At 70.4% G+C, this 15,630-nt stretch carries 13 protein-coding genes; 9 read left to right on the top strand and 4 right to left on the bottom strand.

Going from position 1 to position 15,630, the window contains the following annotated elements:
* Positions 1 to 2: 2 nt before the first annotated feature.
* Positions 3 to 1,448 (bottom strand): MFS transporter, encoded by a 1,446-nt coding sequence (locus HHX41_RS04870; protein WP_310741778.1) that lies wholly within the window; start codon positions 1,446 to 1,448, stop codon positions 3 to 5.
* Between the two features lie 253 nt (positions 1,449 to 1,701).
* Between HHX41_RS04870 and HHX41_RS04875 the strand changes: the two genes are divergently transcribed.
* Positions 1,702 to 2,241: a DUF4396 domain-containing protein gene (locus tag HHX41_RS04875; protein WP_182904964.1), complete on the top strand. Its 540-nt coding sequence runs from the start codon at positions 1,702 to 1,704 to the stop codon at positions 2,239 to 2,241.
* Positions 2,242 to 2,335: 94 nt separating this feature from the next.
* Here the strand turns inward: HHX41_RS04875 and HHX41_RS04880 are convergent, their stop codons facing one another.
* Positions 2,336 to 4,327, bottom strand: a complete 1,992-nt coding sequence (locus HHX41_RS04880) for a heavy metal translocating P-type ATPase (protein ID WP_182904965.1) — start codon at positions 4,325 to 4,327, stop codon at positions 2,336 to 2,338.
* Between the two features lie 66 nt (positions 4,328 to 4,393).
* Here HHX41_RS04880 and HHX41_RS04885 point away from each other — a divergent pair, with 66 nt between their 5' ends.
* Positions 4,394 to 4,768: a metalloregulator ArsR/SmtB family transcription factor gene (locus HHX41_RS04885; protein ID WP_182904966.1), complete on the top strand. Its 375-nt coding sequence runs from the start codon at positions 4,394 to 4,396 to the stop codon at positions 4,766 to 4,768.
* A gap of 93 nt (positions 4,769 to 4,861) precedes the next feature.
* On the opposite strand, the gene HHX41_RS39595 is transcribed toward HHX41_RS04885, so the two are convergent.
* On the bottom strand, positions 4,862 to 5,371 hold the full coding sequence (locus HHX41_RS39595; protein ID WP_211592359.1) for a TetR/AcrR family transcriptional regulator: 510 nt from the start codon (positions 5,369 to 5,371) through the stop codon (positions 4,862 to 4,864).
* 278 nt (positions 5,372 to 5,649) lie between these two features.
* On the opposite strand from HHX41_RS39595, the gene HHX41_RS04900 reads away from it, so the two are divergent.
* From HHX41_RS04900 to HHX41_RS04915, 4 genes are all read left to right on the top strand, one after another.
* Entirely contained in the window at positions 5,650 to 6,228 is a 579-nt protein-coding gene (locus HHX41_RS04900) for a class I SAM-dependent methyltransferase (RefSeq protein ID WP_220503735.1), read from the top strand.
* 184 nt (positions 6,229 to 6,412) lie between these two features.
* Positions 6,413 to 8,719 (top strand): heavy metal translocating P-type ATPase, encoded by a 2,307-nt coding sequence (locus tag HHX41_RS04905; protein WP_182904968.1) that lies wholly within the window; start codon positions 6,413 to 6,415, stop codon positions 8,717 to 8,719.
* Positions 8,720 to 8,761: 42 nt separating this feature from the next.
* Positions 8,762 to 11,119 carry an HAD-IC family P-type ATPase gene (locus HHX41_RS04910; RefSeq protein WP_182904969.1) on the top strand — a complete coding sequence of 786 codons (2,358 nt, stop codon included), beginning with the start codon at positions 8,762 to 8,764 and terminating at the stop codon, positions 11,117 to 11,119.
* Between the two features lie 403 nt (positions 11,120 to 11,522).
* Positions 11,523 to 12,794: an alpha/beta fold hydrolase gene (locus HHX41_RS04915; protein WP_182904970.1), complete on the top strand. Its 1,272-nt coding sequence runs from the start codon at positions 11,523 to 11,525 to the stop codon at positions 12,792 to 12,794.
* Between the two features lie 240 nt (positions 12,795 to 13,034).
* On the opposite strand, the gene HHX41_RS04920 is transcribed toward HHX41_RS04915, so the two are convergent.
* Entirely contained in the window at positions 13,035 to 13,853 is an 819-nt protein-coding gene (locus tag HHX41_RS04920) for a helix-turn-helix domain-containing protein (RefSeq protein ID WP_182904971.1), read from the bottom strand.
* Positions 13,854 to 14,011: 158 nt separating this feature from the next.
* Between HHX41_RS04920 and HHX41_RS04925 the strand changes: the two genes are divergently transcribed.
* The 3 genes from HHX41_RS04925 to HHX41_RS04935 are packed head-to-tail and all read left to right on the top strand — an operon-like array spanning position 14,012 to position 15,556.
* Positions 14,012 to 14,737, top strand: coding sequence for an alpha/beta hydrolase family protein (locus HHX41_RS04925; RefSeq protein ID WP_169983867.1), 726 nt, complete (start codon positions 14,012 to 14,014; stop codon positions 14,735 to 14,737).
* A 10-nt stretch (positions 14,738 to 14,747) separates the two neighbouring features.
* Complete coding sequence (locus HHX41_RS41585) at positions 14,748 to 14,915, top strand: hypothetical protein (RefSeq protein ID WP_169983868.1); 168 nt, start codon at positions 14,748 to 14,750, stop codon at positions 14,913 to 14,915.
* Positions 14,916 to 14,962: 47 nt separating this feature from the next.
* Complete coding sequence (locus tag HHX41_RS04935) at positions 14,963 to 15,556, top strand: TetR/AcrR family transcriptional regulator (protein WP_310741779.1); 594 nt, start codon at positions 14,963 to 14,965, stop codon at positions 15,554 to 15,556.
* Positions 15,557 to 15,630: the final 74 nt, after the last annotated feature.

Here is a 15,630-nt window from a genome sequence, read left to right on the forward strand (position 1 = left end):
CCTCAGTGCGCGTGCGGCCCTGCGACGTGATGTGGTCTGCCGCGTGGGACCAGGACCAGGGTGACGAGGACGCCGAGAGCGGCACTGACGGCGCTCACGGTGAAGGCGGTGCCGAAGCCGGTGATCGTGCCGGTCTCGATGCCCGCGGCTGCGACGGTGGAGACGACGGCGACGCCGACCGACCCGCCGACCTCGTGGAAGGTGTTGACCACGCCCGATGCGAGGCCGGCCTCCTGATGGGAGATGTAGCCGAGTGCGGAGGTGGTGGCTGCGACGAACACCGCGCCGAGGCCGGCCGCGGCCACGGCGAAGCCCGGGACCAGGACCGCCCAGACGTCGGCCTCGGCGGACAGGCCGGTGAGCAGCCAGGCGCCGACGGCGGCGAGCGCCAACCCCGCGGCGGCGATCGGGCGGCTGCCGGCGCGCCCGATGAGACGACTGCCGACGTGTGCACCGATGCCGGTGGCGACCGCGACGGGCAGGAACATGAGGCCGGTGCCGAGGGCGCTGTACCCGCGTGCGTGCTGCAGGTAGACGGAACCGAGGAAGAAGAAACCGATCAGCAACGCGCTGGCGACCAGCATGAGGAAGGCACCTGCGAGGACGGGACGCCGGGAGAGCATGCGAACGTCCATGAGCGGCGCGCGAACCCGCCTTTCCACGATCGCGAACCCGGCGTACAACGCCAGGGCGGCGATCAGTGCCACGAGCGTCGCCGTCCCGCCCCAGCCGGCGTCGCCCGCTTTGACCAGTCCGTAGATGAGGGAGGCGGTCGCCCCGGTGACCAGCAGCGCCCCGAGCAGATCGATCCGACGCCGCTGAGCGTGGCGTGCCGGGGCCGGGACGGTGAACGGCAGGGCGACTAGCACCACGACGCCGACAGGGACGTTGATGAAGAACACCCATTCCCAGCCGGGGCCGGCCGTTATCGCGCCGCCCAGGATGACTCCCGCCGCCGATCCGATGCCACCCAGGGCGGCCCAGACGCCCAGCGCTTTGTTGCGCTCAGCGCCGTGGAAGGCGGTCGTGACGATGGACAACGCCGCCGGGGAGAGCAGGGCCGCTCCGACTCCCTGCGCGACGCGACCGGCGATCAGCACCGGTCCGCTCGCGGCCAGGCCCGTCCCAAGCGACGCGAGGGTGAAGACGGCGAGACCGGCCAGCAGGGTCCGCCGCGCGCCGAGCACGTCCGCGAGCCGGCCGCCCAGCAGCATCAGCCCTCCGAAGCAGAGGGTGTAGGCGGTGACCACCCACGTGAGCGTTTCGCGGTCCAAGTGAAGGTCGGCGCTCATGCTGGGCAGCGCGACGTTCACGACGGTGACGTCGAGGATCAGCATGAACTGGGCCAGGCACACCAACGCGAGGGCCACCCAGCGGCGCCGGTCAGGTGGGGTCTCGGGATGGCCCTGCACGTCATGCGGATGGCGAGCAGAGACGGGATGGCTCACGAGCGACCTCCGGAAGGGGGACATGAAGGCTGCACGACGAACCCAAGCGCATCGGATAAGTCGAACAACTGTGTACGGGTTAGCGTAGCCCAATAACCCGAACAACGGTGTACGAGTTTGAGTGTGGGTGAGTCGCCGTGTGGCCGTTTACGGTTTCGCTTCGCCCCGGTCCCGCTCATCGTGTTGCTTATACCCCCATGGGGTATTAGCCTCGGAGGGGCAACGAGGCCTACCTGCACGCGTTGGAGTTGCCATGACCAAGCCGCACCACCACGACCAGATGGAGCATGGGCACGGCGAGCACCCGCCGGCTATGGATCACGAGGCCCATCCGCATCACCGCGTGGTCGAAACGAAAGCGTCCTGGCGGACGGCCGCGTCCGCGACGCTGCACTGCCTGACCGGATGCGCCATCGGCGAAGTGCTGGGCTTGGTGATCTCCACCGCGCTCGGCTGGACCACCGGCCTGTCCGTCGCCCTGGCCGTCGTGCTCGCCTTCTTCTTCGGCTACCTGCTGACCCTGCTCCCTCTCCGTAAGGCTGGAGTGGGCTGGGGCAGCGCGATCAAGCTGGCGCTGGCAGCCGATACCGTTTCCATCATCGTCATGGAGATCGTGGACAACGGCGTCATGCTCGCCGTCCCGGGCGCCATGGCCGCTACCCTGACGTCCGCGGTGTTCTGGGGCACCCTGGCGCTTGCCCTGCTCGTCGCCTTCTTGGTTACCACGCCGATCAACAAGTGGATCATCGGCAAGGGCAAGGGACACGCCGTTGTCCACGCCTATCACCACTGAGCAGCGGTGCGGGCGGTGTGTGCGGAGCGGTAACGGGGCCCCGCCGTGACCTTCGCGTGCTCACTGAGGTCGCGAAGATCGCCGCCGAGAAAAATCAGGGCCGACGCTCGGTGAGGCCGCCGGTGGCGCGTCGCCAGGCGGCGCCGCGCAGGAGGCGCAGGCCGTTGAGGCCGACGATGACGGTGGAGCCTTCGTGCCCGGCGACGCCGAGCGGCAGCGGCAGGTCACCGAGCAGGTCCCAGGCCACCAGTACGGCGATGAACGCGGCGGCGATGGCGAGGTTGGCGATGACCAGGCGGCGGGCGCGGCGGGCGAGGGCTATCACGGTGGGGACGGTGTCGAGCTCGTCGCGGGTGATGACGGCGTCGGCGGCCTCCAGGGTCAGGTCGGCGCCGGTGTGGCCCATCGCGATGCCGGTGTGCGCGGTGGCCAGAGCGGGGGCGTCGTTGACGCCGTCGCCGATCAGCGCCACCTGTGCTCCCTGCTGTTGCAGGTCGCGTACGGCGTCGACCTTGTGCTCGGGCAGCAGGCCGGCGCGGATGTCGGTGATGCCGGTCTGGGCGGCCAGGTGGGCGGCGGCGCGGGGGTTGTCGCCGGTCAGCAGCACCGGTGCGGCGTGGGTGAGGGCGGTCAGGCGGTCCACGGCGCCGGCGGCGCCGGGCCGGATGCGGTCGGCCAGGGCCAGCACCGCGGCAGGGTGGCCGCCCAGCAGCATCACCACGGCGGTGTGCCCGCCGTCTTCGAGTTCGGCCACGAGGGCGCGGGCCGGGCCACCGGTCCCTTCGGGTAGCAGGTGGGCGGGGCTGCCGATCTGGACCAGGTGACCGGCGACGTGGGCGCGCACGCCCTGTCCGGGCACCGCCCCGAAGTCCGTGGGCGTGGGCAGGCGGATGCCCCTGGTGCGGGCCGCGGCGGTGACGGCCCGGCCGAGTGGATGTTCCGAGCCGTCCTCGGCCGCGGCGGCGAGCGTGAGCAGCTCACGCTCGCTGAGGGTGGTGCCGGGCAGGGCGCGGATGTGGGTCAGGTGGGGGCGGCCCTCGGTGAGGGTGCCGGTCTTGTCGAAGGCCACCTGGGTGACGTCGGCGAGCTGTTCCATCACCACGGCGGACTTGACCAGCACGCCGTGGCGGCCTGCGGTGGCGATGGCGGCCAGCAGCGGCGGCATGGTGGCCAGCACCACCGCGCACGGCGAGGCGACGATCATGAACGTCATCGCCCGCAGCAGGCTGCCCTGCAGGTCCTGCCCCAGCGCGAGCGGGATCGCGAACAGCGCGAGGGTCGCGGCGACCATGACCACCGAATAGCGCTGCTCGACCTTCTCGATGAACAGCTGGGTGCGTGCTTTGGTGGCGCTGGCCTGCTCGACCATGGACGCGATCCGGGCGATCACCGTCTCGCCGGCCGGGCGGCCCACCCGCACGCGCAGCACGCCGGCACCGTTGACGGTGCCGGCGAACACCTCGTCACCGGCCTGCTTGTCCGCTGGGAGGCTCTCCCCGGTGATGGACGCCTGGTCCACGTCGCCGGTCCCGGCGATCACCTGGCCGTCGGCGCCGATGCGCTCCCCGGGCCTGACCACGATGACGTCGCCGACGGCCAGATCGGCGGTCTCGACGACCTCTTCCCGGCCCGCCGGATCCAGCCGGTTGGCTTTGTCGGGGGCAAGGTTCAGCAGGGTGCGCACCGAGTCGGCGGTGCGCTTGGTCGCCACCGCCTCCAGCGCCCCGGAGGTGGCGAAGATGACGATCAGCAGGGCGCCGTCGAAGACCTGCCCGATCGCGGCGGCGCCGATCGCCGCGGCGACCATGAGCAGGTCGACATCCAGCGTCCGCTCACGCAGTGCCCGCAGCCCGGCCAGCCCCGGCTCCCACCCGCCGGCGGCGTAGCAGGTCAGATACAGGGCCCACCACAGCCGGGAGGGCGCTCCGGCCAGCTGGCAGATGCCGCCGGCGGCGAACAGAAGAGTCGCCGCGATCGCCCAGCGCACCTCGGGCAGCGAGCCCGCTCCGGAGTGCCACCACCCCCATGGGCGGCCGGGTGCGGCGTCGGCCCCGGGAGCCGGGAGCGTTGTCAGGTCTGCCGTCACCCTGTCAGCCTATATGCGCACTCATGCAGGTACGCAAGTAGCAAGGTTCGGGGCTATGCTGACGGCATGCACACCTCGCTGCCCGACTTCGAGATGCCGAACGAGGAACAGGTGCACCTGGCCGCCGAGTCGTTCCGGCTGCTGGCCGACCCCACCCGCATCAAGATCTTGTGGGCGCTACTGCAGGGAGAGTCGTCGGTGGCCTGCCTGGCCGAGCTCGCCGGCGCCGCTCCGACCGCGGTCAGCCAGCACCTGGCCAAGCTGCGCCTGGCCGGGCTGGTCAAAGGCCGGCGCGAGGGGACCTTCGTCTACTACAGCGCCGCCGACGAGCACGTGCGCCGCCTGCTGGCCGAGGGCCTGTTCCACGCCGACCACATCGACCGCGGCGAAGGCCACGACCAGGACTCCGCCGCTACGTCGACCGTGAGCGTCGCGTCCTGACGCTCGTGAGTGCGGCGACCGGCGGTCCGCCTCGGCTCCTCACCGTCTTCCCGCCCTCGCCCGTCGATGCGGGTCCATCGCCCGTGCTTCGGCTCACCGCCTGAAGGCGGTTTCCACACCCGGTGTCACCACAGCGCGAAACGCCGCGTCCATCTCGGCCGGCGTGGCGGTCAACTCGCCGTCGGCCCACTTGCGCAGCAGCGCCATGAACGCCCCGACGACGCAGGTGACCATCAGGTCGAGCGAGTCCGGTGGTGTGCTTCGCGGAGGGAGCGCTGCCAGCAACTCGTCACGCACGACCGTGGCCAGGATTTGCTCTCCGCGCGCCATCACGGCGCTGCCCCCGCGCCGCCCGAGCAGCGCTCGCGCCAGCCGGCGCTGCTCATGAAGGTGTTCGAACATCGGCAGGCTGAAGGCGAACAGCGTGCCTGGCCTGGACGCGGGAGCGAGACGAAGAAGGCCGGAGAGCTCGTCGAGGTTGCTGAACAGCACATCCTGTTTGTCGGTGAAGTGCGCGTAGAAGGTCGAGCGGCCGACGTTGGCGCGGTTGATGAGATCAGTGACGGTCACCGCCTCATAGCCCTTCTCCAGAATCAGCTCCACCAATGCCTGCTGAACGGCCTTCCGAGTGCGCCGCACCCGGCGATCGGAGCTCTCCCGCCGTGAGTTCCCGAACACGTCCCCCACCTCTGTCCAGTACGGCACAGCCCAACGAATTTGCTTGTTGACCGTGCCGTGCCGACGAATCGATCATTTATAACCGAACACATTGTTCCGAAACAAGAAGGAGAAGCCCTATGGGCAGGGGAAAGTTGCTACATAGTCACTCGAAACACGGTGACGGTGGTGGGCCCATCAATTATCCGCGGGGTTATGAGATTTTGGCCGAGCTCGGTTTCGCCGGGCGGCGTCGCAGCGTTTTCACCCGCCTGGCCGCGTTGTCCGGCGCGGGACCGGGCCATCAGATCTTGGACGTCGGCTGCGGCACCGGCTACCTGACCCGGCTGCTGGCTCCTCTCGTGGGCCCCGAGGGGCGCGTTACCGGCGTTGACCCGTCACTTCCGATGATCGAGCACGCCCGTCGTCGCTCACCTGACAACTGCTCCTATCAGGTGGGCGAGGGGCAGGCGCTGCCCTTCCCCGACGCCTCGTTCGACATCGTGGTCTCCAGCTTCGCCGTTCACCACATGCCCGTCTCCGCCCGCAGCACCGCCGTGAGGGAGATCTCCCGCGTCCTGCGACCGGGCGGACGGCTGCTGATCGCCGAGTTCCGCCCGCCGGTCAACCCCCTCGCCGCCCGCCTCGTCGGGATACTGGCCGGTCCCGCGATGCGGCCGACCATGCCGGACCTGCTCGCCGATCTGGTCCCCGGTGCCGGTCTCAGCGTCGAGAGCACAGGCACCGTGGGGCCGGTGCTGTACTACGTCAACGCCGTTCGCCCACCCGAAATCCGTTCCTGAAACAGCCCGCTATTCAGACAAAAGAATGATCTCCATTGTGGGGAAGAAAAGTCAGGGGCGTGACGACCGGATTGCTTCCTGCCGAGCAGTGACGATTTGGGGCCGTTCGGCTCTATCGGCCGGTAGGGCAGGGCGGTCGTATGGAAGGCAGCACTCTGTCGTCTCGTCATTGTGGAGGCACGACATGCTGCGCGTTCTTAGTGCCCTGGATGATCGGTGGCGTGAGCCGGTGTTCCTGGCGGCGACCGGTGGCGCGCTGGTCGGCGGTGGTGTGGCCTGGTTGGCCGGGGCCGTGGGCGTCGCGGATGGGTTCTGGATGGCGGGGACCGCGGTGGCCGTCGTGCCCGCGGTGGTGTGGGTGGTCGCCGCGTTGCGGAAGGGGCGGGCGGGTGTCGATCTGATCGCGGCGCTGGCGCTGGCCGGGACCCTGGCGGTCGGTGAGTACCTGGCCGGGGCTTTGATCGCGGTGATGCTGGCCACCGGGCGGGCGCTGGACGCGGCGGCGGAGCGCCGGGCGTCGCGTGACCTGCGCGCGTTGCTGGAGCGTGCGCCGCGCTCCGCTCGCCGCCGAAGCGGCGATGAGGTGGTCGTCGTCGCTCTGGCGGACGTACGGGTGGGGGACGTGGTGGTGGTCGGCCCGGGCGAGGTGGTGCCGGTGGACGGCCGGGTGCTGGCCGGGCCGGCGATGCTGGACGAGGCCGCGCTGACCGGGGAGTCCACCATCATCGAGCGCGGTACCGGCGAGGCGGTCCGCAGCGGGGTGGTCAACGCCGGCGGTGCGGTCGACATCGAGGCGACGGCTACCGCCGAGGACAGCACCTACGCGCAGATCGTCCGGCTGGCCGAGCAGGCGGGTGCGCAGCGGGCGCCGGTGGTGCGGCTGGCCGAGCGATACGCCGCGTGGTTCCTGCCGCTGTCCCTGGGGGTCGCCGGGGCGGCGTGGTTGATCAGCGGATCCGCGGTGCGGGCGGTGGCGGTCTTGGTGGTGGCGACCCCGTGCCCGCTGCTGCTGGCCGCTCCGGTCGCGATCGTGTCGGGGTTGTCGCGGGCGGCGCGCCAGGGCGTCATCGTCCGGGACGGTGGCGCGCTGGAACGGCTGGGGCGAGCCCGCACTCTGCTGCTCGACAAGACAGGCACGTTGACCAGGGGCCGTCCGCGGGTTCTGCAGGTAGCCGCCGCTCCCGGCCGGGCGCCTTCGGAGGTGCTGCGGCTGGCGGCGTCACTCGACCAGATGTCCGCTCACGTGCTGGCTGAGGCGATCGTCGCGGAAGCACGGGCCCGAGGCTTGGCGCTGTCGGCGCCGCGGGAGGTGACCGAGGAACCCGGCCGCGGAGTGACCGGCATGGTGGACGGACAGCGCGTGAGCGTGGGCAAGACGGGGATACCGCTTGAAGCCCGTCCCGGCTGGGCTCGCGCGGCCGACAACCGTGCCGCCTTGGACGGCGCCGCCGTCGCCTGGCTCACCGTCGACGGCGTGTTGTGCGGTGCGATCTTGCTGCTGGACCCGTTGCGTCACGACGCTCCCCGTACGCTGCGGCGGCTGCGCTCGGCGGGCATCGACCGCCTGCTGATGCTGACCGGCGATCGCGCCGAGCCCGCCCGTGAGGTGGCCGCGGTGGTCGGGCTTGACGAGGTACGGGCCGAGCAGTTGCCCGCCGACAAGGTCGCCGCGGTCAGAGCGGAAACCTCAAGGGCCGTGACCGTCATGGTCGGCGACGGCATCAACGACGCCCCCGCGCTGTCGGCGGCCGACGTCGGGGTGGCGATGGGAGCGCGCGGGTCCACCGCCTCCTCCGAGGCCGCGGACGTGGTGCTGGTCACCGACCGGGTGGACCGGCTCGCCGACGCCATGGAGATCGCGGTGCGCACCCGGCGTATCGCCGTGCAGTCGGCCGCGGGGGGCATGGCCATGTCGCTGGTGGCCATGGTGGCCGCGCTGCTGGGCTGGCTGCCGCCCGCGGCCGGGGCGCTGCTGCAGGAGGGGATCGATGTGGTGGTGATCCTCAACGCGTTGCGTGCCGTGCTGCCCCGGCGCGGCGCCCGGCTGGCGCTGGAGCCGGCCACCGAGGACCTGATCCGCCGCTTCGCCGCCGAGCATGACGATCTCGCCGACGTGCTGGATGCCGTGCGTGACGCCGCGGGCCTGCTGGCCGTCGAGCACGGGCCGCGGGTGCTGGGCGCCGTGCGGGAGGTCGACCGGTTGCTGACCGAGCGGCTGCTGCCGCACGAGTACGCCGAAGAGCACGAGCTCTACCCGGCGCTGGCCGGTCCCCTCGGGGGAGGAGAGGCGACCGCGACCATGAGCCGGGCCCACAGCGAGATCGATCGCCTGGCCCGCCGGATCGCCACGCACGTGAAAGTCGCCGAAACCGCCGGTCAGTTGCGACCCGAGCAACTGGAGGATCTACGGGCCTGCCTGTACGGGTTGCACTCGGTGTTGCGGCTGCATTTCGTCCAGGAAGAGGAGAACTACTTCTCCCTCGCCCCCTGATCCCTCGGCGTTCGCGGAACCGTATACGCACCGGAGGAAGGCATGGCGGGGCTGACCACAGCCGAGGTCACCGAGCGGATCGTCCGCGGCCAGATCAACGACGTCCCCGCCCGGTCCTCCCGGTCCACTGCGGAGATCGTGCGGGCCAACGTCTTCACCCGGTTCAATGCGATCATCGGCGCCTTGTTCGCCGTCATCGTGGTCGTCGGTCCGCTGCGTGACGGGCTGTTCGGCCTGGTGGTCATCGCCAACACCGGGATCGGCATCCTCCAGGAGCTGCGCGCCAAGCGCACCCTCGACGCCCTGGCCCTCATCGGGCAGGCCAGGCCCGTGGTCCGCCGCGACGGCGTGCGTGTCACCGTTCCCATCTCGCAGATCGTCCTGGACGATCTGATCGAGATCGGCACCGGGGACAAGTGCGTCGTCGACGGCACCGTCACTCAGGCGGACGGGTTGGAGATCGACGAGTCGCTGCTGACCGGCGAACCGGACCCGGTGCCCAAGCAGCCCGGCGATGCCGTGCTGTCCGGCAGCTTCGTGGTGGCCGGCAGCGGCGCCTTCGTCGCCACCAAGGTCGGCCGCCACGCCTACGCCGCCCAGCTCGCCGAGGAAGCCAGCCGCTTCACTCTGGTCCACTCCGAACTGCGCTCCGGCATCAGCCGCATCCTCAAATACGTGACCTGGATGATGGTCCCCGTCGCGGTCGCGCTGATCGTCAGCCAGCTGTACCTGCAGCACCACGACTGGCCCGAGGGGGTACGGCGGATGGTCGGTGGCATCGTGCCCATGGTCCCCGAGGGGCTGATCCTGCTGACCTCCGTGGCCTTCGCCATCGGAGTGATCAGGCTCGGCCGCAGAAGGTGCCTGGTCCAGGAACTGCCGGCCATCGAGGGACTGGCCCGGGTGGACATCGTGTGCCTGGACAAGACCGGCACCCTCACCCAAGGCGGCATGCGCGTCAGCGACCTCGTCACCTTCGACCGCGCGAGTTCGACGCACCCGGCCCAGGCCCTGGCCTGCCTCGCTGCCGCGGACCCGCGACCGAATGCCAGCCTGCAGGCCATTCTCGACGCCTACGGGACCAGTGAGCACAATGGCTGGCGCTGCACCGCCGTGCTGCCGTTCTCCTCCGCCCGGAAGTACAGCGCGGCCGTACTCGACAGCCCGGACGGCGCGCGTGGCACCTGGCTGCTCGGCGCTCCGGACGTCCTGCTGCCGGCCGGCGATCCGCACCTGGCCACGGCCGACACCCTCGCCGCACAGGGACTACGTGTCCTCCTCCTGGCCACCAGCGGCAACGACCTGAACCATCCCACACTCACCCAGCACGCCAACCCCGTCGCCCTGGTCGTGCTCGACCAGCGTCTGCGCTCCGACGCGGCCGCCACGCTGCGCTACTTCGCCGACCAGGGCGTCGCCGCGAAAGTCATCTCCGGTGACAGCGCGGTCTCGGTCGCCGCCATCGCCGCCCGGCTCCACCTGCCCCACGCCGAGCATCCCATCGACGCCCGGCGGCTCCCCACCGAACCGGACCGGCTGGCCAGGACAGTGGAGGAGACGACGGTCTTCGGACGCGTCACCCCCCGGCAGAAACGCGACATGGTCGCCGCCCTGCAGGCGCGCGGTCACACGGTCGCCATGACCGGCGACGGGGTGAACGACGTGCTCGCGCTCAAAGACGCCGACATCGGTGTCGCCATGGGCACCGGCAGCGACGCCACCCGCGCCGTCGCGCAGATCGTGCTACTCGACAACGACTTCGCCGTCTTGCCGGCGGTGGTCGCCGAAGGCCGGCGCGTCATCGGCAACATCACCCGTGTCGCCAACCTCTTCCTCACCAAAACCGTGTACTCGGTGCTGCTCGGCCTGCTGGTCGTCATCTGGCGGGTTCCCTACCCGTTCCTGCCCCGCCACTCCACTCTGCTGTCCGCCCTCACCATCGGGCTGCCGGCGTTCTTTTTGGCCCTGGCTCCGAACACAGAACGCGCCCGGCCCCACTTCGTCCGCACTGTCATGCGGTTCGCCCTGCCCAGCGGGCTGATCGCAGGCACCGCCACCTTCGCCACCTACCTGATCGCCCGCCACCACTACGGCGCTGCGGGGCTCGGCGCCGCGACCAGCGCCGCCACTCTGACGCTCTTCTTGATCTCCTTGTGGGTTCTGGCCATCATCGCCCGCCCCTATACCCGATGGCGTGCAACCCTCGTGGTCGCGATGGCCGTGTCCTTCATGGCCGTGCTGGCCGCCCCATGGCTCCAACACTTCTTCGCCCTGAAACTGGTCGGCTTCCCCATCCCCTGGACTGCGGCCGGCGTCGCCGTCGTCGCCGCAGCCGCGCTCGAACTGGTCTGGAAACACAGCCGCAGAACCCCGACGAGTCGTCCTTCCCCGCCTGCCTGACCCGGGGATGCCGTCCGGCCTCGTCCTTCGCATTGTGCGAAAAGCGCGTCGCCGCCTGGCCGGGCACGCCGTTGCCCCGGCGGCGCTGGAGCTGCACCGGGGCTGGCGTCCAGGTCGACGTCGGGTGCGTCCTTGACGCGGTCCTTGTCGTAGGGAACCTCGACATGGTCGGCCACCAGGTCGGCGTCGCGCAGCGGGACGAAGGTCTAGACATTATTGTGGCTTTCGCCCTCTTGGGTCCGCCTGGATGTGGCCTCAGGTAACCACCCTGTAGCTCCCGGAACATCTCGGCCTACACTCCGCATCCTGGTCCCTTGACCCGCATTGAGTGAGGTGAGGGTGGATGACGGCCGATTCTCCCGACACGACTCGTCAGGCAGGGCGTTCCCGCGCGAGGGGGGCGTTGGCCGTCCTGGCGCGCCTGGTGGCGGCCCTCGCCGTGCTGGTCCTCGCGCCGGTCCTCGGCTTGGCGTCGCTGGCCGGCATGGCGAGCGTGACCACGAACCCGACCCTGGCGGTGTTCCTCGGCCTGGCCGTCTTCGCGTCGGTGTTCTTTCTCGGCCTGCTGCTGTTCGTGCCGCGGCCGAGGACGGCCCCCTGGCGCCGGGTGCGAGCCGCGATCCTTGTCCTCGTCGAGACCTTCGTCGTCGTACGTGTCGTGCCGGCGACCATCCGGCCGTTCCCCGACACCCTGCCGGCCCGGCCCGGGGTGGCGGGGCAGCGATACTGGGACCTGCCGACCGGGTCCCGCATCGCCTATGTCCGCCTGGCGCCCAAGCAGCCTCAGGCCTCGACGCCGGTGGTTTTCCTGCACGGCGGACCGGGGGTCGCGGACATGGAGCGGGACGCCGCCTTCTTCGGCGCTCTCACCTCCGACGGGTACGTCGTCTACGTGTACGACCAGGTGGGCGCCGGCAGTTCCGGGCGGCTCGCCGATCCCCGCGGCTACGGGCTCGCCCGCGACGTCGCGGACCTGGAGGCCATCCGCCAGGCCGTCGGCGCCGAGCAACTGATTCTGATCGGCCACTCCTACGGCGCCCAGGTCGCCGCCGCCTACCTCGCCCACCATGCCGATCACGTCGCCAAGGTCGTCTTCTCCTCGCCCGGCTCCCTGACACCGAGCCCGACCGGCGCCGCCCTGCTGAGCCGGCTCGACCCCGGCCAGGGCCGTGCGCTCTCCCTGGACCTGCTCCACCCGCGCGCTCTGGCCGCCTACACCCTGGTGCAGGTGAATCCCCAAGCCGCCCACGCCCTGGTCGGAGACGACGAGATGGACGCCCGCTTCGCGCGCTACTACGAACTCCTCCAGCCCGCGCTCCACTGCCGGGGCGCGACCGTCGGGCGGAGCGTGGCCGGCGTGGGGGCCTACGCGAATCTGTCCCCCCAGGCGTCGGGGGCCCCGCCGCACCCCGACCTGCGACCCGCGCTCGGCGCCACCACCACCCCTGCCCTCGTCCTCAAGGGCTCGTGCGACTACCTGAGCTGGTCCTCGGCCATCGAGTATCGGCGGGTGCTGCGCGGAACCGAGGTGGTCTACCTCCGTCACGCGGGTCACGACGCGTACCAGGATCAACCGGGCGCCTATCTGGCGAGCCTGCGAGCGTTTCTGGCCGGCCGTCCCGTGCCGGCGTACGACAGTGACCAGCCGCCCGCTGACTACGAAGGACCTCGGTGATCGGCCGGCCATGGCGGCAGGGTTGCGCCGCCGCGTACCGATCGTCACTGGCCAATACGCCGTATTCGCTGTCCTGGTCGCCCTGTGGTGCCTGATCGGATCCTTGCTCGGCTCCCACAAAAAGATCATCGAGTTTGTCGAGCGCTACACCTTCTCTGAACTCAGGACGCGAACGGCTCAGTCGTCGGCATCGGCCGCGAAACCGTGCTCCCGCGCTGCTCGGGTGAGGACAACCCGGGGTCATGTCCGCATGAGGCATGCGAGGAGCGCCAGCTTGTCGGCACTGTCGGTGCCGGGGTCCGGGTGGAGGACGACGAGCGTCTGACCTGGCGCGCCGCTGACGCCCAATCGCTCCCGGTTCAGCCAGAGGCCACCGACCTGAGGGTGCTCGATGTGCTTGGGTGTGCCTTCGCACGTGTTCACGTCGTGGCGGGCCCACAGCCTGCTGAAGCGGGAACTGGCGAGGGAGAGTTCGCCGACGAGTTCGATGAACCGGGGGTCGTCCGTGTCGGTGCCGACGGACTCGCGAAAGCCGGCGACCATGCCCTGCGCGGCGTCCTCCCAGTCCGGGTAGAGGGTCTGCTCCGCGAGGTCCAGGAACACGTCGCGCAGGCGGTTGCGCCCCGCCACGAGTCGCGGCGACAGAGCGGTGGCCGGCGCGTTGGCGGCGAGGACGTCGAAGTAGCGGCCCTCCACGTACGCGGGGAGCGGGAGCGTGGCGACGAGCTTGGCGACGCCGGAAGGGACGGTTTCCTTCCGGGGCCGCCGTCGCCCCCGGGGTTTTCCCGCCCCGAGGCGGAGCAGGTAGGCCGTCGCGTCGTCATCGAGCAGCAGCACGCGGGCGAGGGACTCGAGGACCTGCGTGGAGGGGTTGCGGTCGCGGCCCTGTTCCAGGCGCAGGTAGTAGTCGGCGCTGATGCCGGCGAGCATCGCGACCTCCTCCCGGCGCAGGCCCGGCACGCGCCGTACGCCCACGGCAGGGATGCCGGCCTGTTCAGGAGTGACGAGCTCGCGGCGGGCGCGTACGTAATCGCCCAGGAGGTTGGACTCGTCCCTCATGGCCCCACTGTAGGTCGCGCGCTTTCGTGTGTACCTGGTCCTGTCACCCCCAGGATCGCGGGGGCTCTGGCTCTGTCAGCGGGTGAGCGGAAACCTCGCCTCAGACGAACGCCGGCTGAATCGGCTGGTGGTCCCTTCCGCGAACAAGGAGCTACACCATGTCGACCTTTCTGCTCGTACACGGGGCCTGGCACAGCGGGCGATGCTGGGAGCGGGTGGTCCCGTTGCTGGCATCGGCCGGGCATCGGGTGATCGCGCCGTCGCTGACCGGCTTCGGCGACAAGGCACATCTGTTCGGCCCCGAGGTAGGGCTGGACACGCACGTCGACGACGTCGTCAGACTGATCACCGAAGAGGACCTCACCGACGTGATCCTGGTGGGCCACAGCTACGCCGGGCTGGTCATCTCGTCCGCCGCCAACCGGATCCCGGATCGGATCGCCCATCTCGTCTATCTCGACGCGATGGTCCCGGAGGACGGCGAGAGCGCGGTCGATGTGCAACCGGTGACCCAGACCCTCATCGATCGCGCCGCGGAGTCCGGGGCCGGCTGGCGGATCCCGCCGATGCCCGAGTCGCCGCCGCCTCTGGGCCTGTTCGGGGTCACCGACCCGGCGGACGTGGCGTGGCTGCGGACGATGTTGTCGGATCAGCCGGCGCTCTGCCTGCGGCAACCGGTCCGGCTGGACAACCCGGCCGTGCACGCGATTGCGCGGACGCACATTCATTGCGTCGCGGACATGCCGGAGGGCATCGAGCGGCGGCCCGTACCGGCGACACAGCCCAACGGCAGTCCGGCACAGGTGTGGGAACTGCAGACGGGCCACGACTGCATGATCACCATGCCGGCCGAGCTCACCGACCTGCTGCTCAAGCTCGGCTGACCCGCCCGCGGTGGCCTCGGCCCTCATCGACCTGGCCTGGTATCTGGGGATCGTCCGGCTGGTCGGTGCGGCCGAGCGGTTCTTCAAGCGGCCCGCCGTACGCCGTTACCTGGAGTACGTGTCAGGAACCCTGCTGATCGGTCTGGCCGTCCGCCTCGCTCTGGCGACCAGGCCCTAGAGCGTTTTCGTCGGTGGGACCTTCCTGCCGCTACTAAGGTTGTGGACGTGAGTCCGAGGCCGGTGCGCGCGGTGGACGCCGAGGAGAAGGTCGACCGGCAGGCGCGGATCCTCGAGGCGGCGCTCCGGCTGCTGTCCCTGCAGGGCATATCCGGAGTCAGCATGCGTGCCGTCGCCCGTGAGGCCGGGGTCTCGCTGGGGCTGGTGAACTACCACTACGAGGACAAGACGAGCCTGATCCGTGCGGCCCTGCACCGCATCGAGGAGCAGGACATCGCGCTGGTCGAGCCGGACCTCACCCTGGAACCGGAGGAGCGGCTGCGGGCCGCGCTGAAGCGGGTGGCCGACCCGGAGTTCCTGACGACGGAGTACCTGTCTCTGCGACTTCAGCTCTGGGCGCTCGCCCAGGCCCACGAGGACTTCGAGCGCATCAACACCGCGGCCCAGAGACGCTACCGCGCCGGGCTCGCCGCCCTCATCCACGCGGCCCGCCCCGAGCTGTCACCCGACGAGTGTGGCGAGCGGGCCGCCGACATCGACGTCATCCAGAACGGCCTGTGGCTCACGGCCCTGCTGGGGCTCGACCGCGACTCGATCGGCAGGAGCGTCCGTCGCTGTGAGGAGATCGCGCTCGCCGACTGACCGCCTGTGCGACGGCGACGAATCTGAACGAGCGTTCAGGAACATATTGAACGATCGTTCAGGTGCTCGTATGC

Origin of the sequence: Microbispora sp. H13382 (genome assembly GCF_014161445.1) — a bacterium.
Classification (GTDB): Bacteria; Actinomycetota; Actinomycetes; order Streptosporangiales; family Streptosporangiaceae; genus Microbispora.